The sequence below is a fragment of the Streptomyces sp. NPDC001292 genome (genome assembly GCF_042896465.1).
Taxonomy (GTDB): domain Bacteria; phylum Actinomycetota; class Actinomycetes; order Streptomycetales; family Streptomycetaceae; genus Streptomyces.
The window spans coordinates 1-4,513 of the sequence record NZ_JBIAXG010000114.1 but is presented as its reverse complement, the minus strand read 5'-3'; the positions used below and the strand labels follow the sequence as shown (position 1 = coordinate 4,513).

At 68.7% G+C, this 4,513-nt stretch carries 3 protein-coding genes; 1 reads left to right on the top strand and 2 read right to left on the bottom strand.

The window, feature by feature from the left end; genetic code table 11:
- A partial coding sequence (locus ACFY4A_RS42330; RefSeq protein WP_390834636.1) for a YncE family protein occupies positions 1-209 on the top strand: 209 nt, incomplete at its 5' end.
- A 155-nt stretch (positions 210-364) separates the two neighbouring features.
- Here ACFY4A_RS42330 and ACFY4A_RS42325 read toward each other — a convergent pair.
- A complete protein-coding gene (locus ACFY4A_RS42325) occupies positions 365-1,807 on the bottom strand; it encodes an IS1380 family transposase (protein ID WP_390834637.1) in 1,443 nt (480 codons plus the stop codon).
- A 32-nt stretch (positions 1,808-1,839) separates the two neighbouring features.
- On the bottom strand, positions 1,840-3,645 hold the full coding sequence (gene ltrA, locus ACFY4A_RS42320; RefSeq protein WP_390834635.1) for a group II intron reverse transcriptase/maturase: 1,806 nt from the start codon (positions 3,643-3,645) through the stop codon (positions 1,840-1,842).
- Positions 3,646-4,513 lie beyond the last annotated feature (868 nt).

Sequence of the window (4,513 nt, the reverse complement as noted above, 5' to 3'; positions counted from 1 at the left end):
GAGTAGCGGTCTCCCCCGACGGACACCGCGCCTACACAGCCAACTCCGGCCCGGACTCGGTGTCGATGATCGACACCACCACCAACCGCACCGTCCGCAACCCCATCCACGTCGGCGGGTACCCGGTATGGGTAGCAGTCTCCCCCGACGGACACCGCGCATACACCGCCAACTCCGGCTCGGCCTCGGTATCAGTGATCAAACTCTAACCTCGCTGTTTCGGTTGGCGTCGGCTGATCTGGGGTGATCCATGTGCCGGGGGTCGCGGGGCTGCCGTCGGACGTTGGGCATGGCGAGGTCCCGGCGCTGGGGCCGGGTGCTCCTGGGTCCTCGGGTTGTGGGTGGTCAGTGGCGACGTCGTCGGTCAGGTGGCCGGTCGGGGCAGTGCGACGAGGCGGCTGAACGCCGCGGTCAGTTCGTGGCGCCAGGGCCAGGTGGCGGCGATCCGCAGGCGTAGGCGGCGGGCTCCGCGGGTGATCCGGGCGGCAGCATGCAGGAGGCGGTAGCGCAGTCTCTTGGGTTCGGCGGTGGCCAACTCGCCGTCCAGCAGCAGGGTTCGCGCCCAGGCCAGCAGGTCGATCGCGGTCAGGGACAGCTCCAGCCAGGCCTGGTTGATGGCGAAGCGGCGGGAGGGGAAGCGGCCGAAGCCGGTGCTCTTGCCGCAGCGGATGTGGTCCTCGACCCGGGCGTGGGCCCGGTGGCGGACCTCCAGGTCCTGGAGTGAGCCGCCGCCGGCGACGGGCGTGTCGGTGAGGAAGACCTGGTGGCGCATGCCTTCGTCCTGGTCGAAGAGGGACAGCTGGGCGCCGGGGTGGGGGCGCTCGCGGCGGACGATGATGCGGGTGCCGTCCGGGTATCCGGTGAGGTCGGCCAGGCCGGTCAGCTCGGCGACCTCGGCGCCGACGCGCAGGGTGCCGTCCTGTTCCAGGGCGGGGTGCCAGACCTGGTCGGGTAGGACCCGGATGGCCTTGCGGACCTGTTCGGTGACGGCGTGCCCGACGGAGAAGGTGGTCTGGATCCCGCGCTGGCGCAGGGCTCGTAGGTGGGCGAGGAAGGCTTTCGTGCCGCCCGCGCTGTCGGCGCGGACGAGGATTTCGGTGCCGTGGCGGTGGGCGTCGGGGATCTGCGCGAGGGCTTGGTCGAGGACGGTGATGTGGTCGGCTGCGGTGTTCGCTCCGGCGTTGCCCGGCCGCAGGATGCCTGCGAGGGCCTCGCCGGTGTTGTCGAGGAAGCAGAGCAGCGGGTAGTAGCCGAAGCCGCGCTTGTAGGTGGCGGCTGCCTGTTCCTTCTCGGAGTGGCAGGCGACCAGGGTCGCGTCGATGTCCAGGACCAGGCCAGGTAGTTCACGCCCTCCGGCGTGGGATGCGAGGATGGGATGTCCGGTCTCGTCCGCTTGCAGCCAGGCGATTTCACGGGCCTGGGCTCTTGCTGCCCGCAGTGCGTTCAGGGCCGTGGTGTCGATGCCGGCCAGCGCGCGCCAGGCGGTCGGGGTGGAGGCGACGGGGCCGAATACGTCGCGCTGGTCGCGCAGCACGGCCAGGTCGGCGATCGCTTCGCCGCCGTCGGCGAGCATGACCGCCAGGTCCACCGCGACACAGCCGGGGTCGTGCCCGGTCCCGCGTGGCCGCAGCCGGTGCAGAGCTTCGCTGAAGGCGCTGGTCAGCGAGGTGGCGTCCGCCAGATCCGCGAGCAGACGCGAGCCGGCGTGGTTGGCCACCCCGTTCCCGTCGGCGCTGACGACGAGCTTGGGGCGTGACCGGGTAGTGTCGGGTAGCGGGGACGCATTACTGCGTTCCCGCCCCCTCAGAACCGTACGTGCGCGTCGTCCGCGCATACGGCTCAAGCAAGCCCTGATGGCTCTTGGGAGTGCAGTGTTGTGCCGTTGTTCGACGTGTTCGGCCGTCGTAGGCACGTGGCGTGGGCGAGGCGGAGTTGAACTCCATCCGGCGTCTTCGCTCCCTGATAGGCGATGTAACGTGTCTTGATCGCCTTCCGGGTGGTGCGGAGCCATTGCTCCCACCCGGTCGGGGACTGCGGGGGTCGGTCAGCGTGCAGGAGCAGTTGCCCGCAGAGCTGGCAGCGGCCCTTCTGCGCCTGGAGCAGACGCATCGTGGCCCGGTCCAGCGGCGGCGGAGCGCTTCTGCGTCGTCGGTCGACCCAGTAGCCGGTCAGGGCGGGATCGTCCGGGGACGACGTGCCCTTGACCAGCTGATGCCGGACGATTTTCGTCCAGGCGAATTTGACGAGGTAGGCACCGTTGTCACGGTGGCCGAACACCCATCTGTCCTGCCGGGCGGGGTTGAATCGGTCGAAGTACCAGTGGGTGATCCAGTGCCTCGACTTCTTCGGATGCCTGTGCAGGGCCCACCGGTAGGTGAGTTGCCACAGGTAGTCGTCCAGCGAGGCGAAGACCTCCTTGGACACCACCGTCCGGTAGTAGGCCGCCCATCCACGGACGATCGGATTGACCGCCCGCAGCAACGCGAGGGTTTCCGCGCCCCGCAGGGCCCGGATCTCCTCACGCAGCCTGGCCCGTATCCGCCTGACGGCCGCCTTACTGGGCTTGATCAGCAGCTTGCCGCTTCGGTAGCGGCGCACGTTGAACCCGAGGAAGTCAAAGCCGGTCTCGGCGTGGACGATGCGTGTCTTGTCCTCGTTGAAGACCAGCCCCCTCGGCGCGAGCCACTCGGCGAGCCGTGCCTTGACCTGCTCAGCCGCTGCGCGGCTGTGGCACATCGCCACCAGATCGTCGGCGTATCTGACCAGCACCGGGGCGTCCGGCATGATCTCTCCGGCCCGTCGGCCCGGAGGGTAGTACCGCACGCCCGCGGCCGCCTCCATCCCGTGCAAGGCAACGTTCAGTAGCACGGGGCTGATCACTCCGCCTTGAGGAGTTCCCTCCTCGGTCGCAGTGAACCGGCCGCGCTCGACCACCCCGGCCTTTAACCACTGTCGGACCATTCCCCGGGCGGGGAAGGTGCCGAGCTGGGCCAGAAGCCGACCGTGGTCGATGCGGTCGAACGCCGCTGCCAGGTCCGCGTCCAGGATCCACACGCGCTGCGGGTTCTTGCCGTTGAGCGTGTTGTAGATGACCCCGATCGCGTCGTGGCAGCCCCGGCCCGGGCGGAAGCCATACGACCTTGCCTCGAACCGGGCCTCCCACTCGGGTTCCAGCGCCGCCGACACCCGGGCCTGGTGGGCCCTGTCGACGATCACGGGAATGCCGAGCGGGCGCCGTTTGCGTCCCCCCGCCTTGGCGATGAACACCCGCCGGACCGGACGGGCCTGCCAGATGGTGCCGCGCTGCTGGATGAAGCGCGCCAGCTCTGCCTTGCCCGGGGCGGTCAGCACGACCTGACCGTCGATCCCCGCCGTCTTCCGTCCGGCGTTGACCTCCGTCACCCGGCGCACGCTGACCAGCGTGTTACTCAGGCTCCGGAGCATCAGTTTCTGCAGGTTCCTGACTTTCGCCAGGTCACCGTCCCTCGATGCCGTGAAGATGCGCTGGCGCAGGCGGCGTACGTTCTCCTCCGCATGGTCCCAGTCGATACTGTCCCAGTCCGCGAAGAAGTCGCCCTCCGGTCCGTTCACCCCGGCCGCAGCCGTGGCGTCCAACTTGTCCTTCGGTACTGCCGCTGTCGTCATCGTCCCTCCTCACAGGCTCACCCGGCTCACGTCAGCGTCCTTTCGGACCCGAACACCGGTCCGGTATCCGGCGAGTTGGCCGGGATTGCGGCGGAGAGGCCGCCGCTCGTGCTGTCCCGGTTTCCTCTGGCCTTTCGGCCTGCCGGCCTTCGCTTCTTGAGCCGTCCTGTCCCGCCGGAGACATCAGCCTTCCTCACGGTCGGCCCACCGCCAGCCCTGTCCGGGCGACGGCCCCCGTCGGGGTTTCCACGTTCCGCGCATGCGAGATGCGACCGGATTGGGCGCCCTCTATATCCCGGGGCGGCGGTGTCCTCCCGGACGGCGTGCATATCCGCCCGGCGCCTGCCGCGTCTCAGCGGCCCGCCCTGCACCCTACTGCTCCATCCCACCGGCAGGGCTTTTCTTCACGAGACGTCATCGAGGGTTCACGGGTGTTCGCCCGCCCGGTCTTCCCCTTGCCTGTTGCCCCCGGGTGGAACGGCAGCACTTGGGCTTCTCCCCGGAGCTCCGCACCCCGCCGTTACCAGCGACGCACGTCCGGGTGGGGACGGGCCATCGGACACGGACCCGGGGCTACCCTGTCATCGGCGCCATCGCCGACCCCCTCTCCAAGAGCACCCGCTCAACACACGCCACCTCGTGTCGCACGTGCACGCAGAAAGTGCCTTCCTGCTGGTACGACTGGGACCTTAGACAAGCCTCATCGTTGCAGCTCAGAAGGCACTTTCGCTTTTCCGATCATGATCCGGACACAACTCCGGATGAAACACGCAGGCTAGGAGCGTGTCTCAGTAACCGGCAACCCGCCTGCGGTTCGTGATCATTCATGCAGGATGATGTTGGTATGGGTGGTGGCGATGGGTTGTTC

Excerpts from the sequence above, each read along its gene's own strand:
- ltrA (WP_390834635.1), bottom strand. The coding sequence starts at position 3,645 with ATGACGACAGCGGCAGTACCGAAGGACAAGTTGGACGCCACGGCTGCG.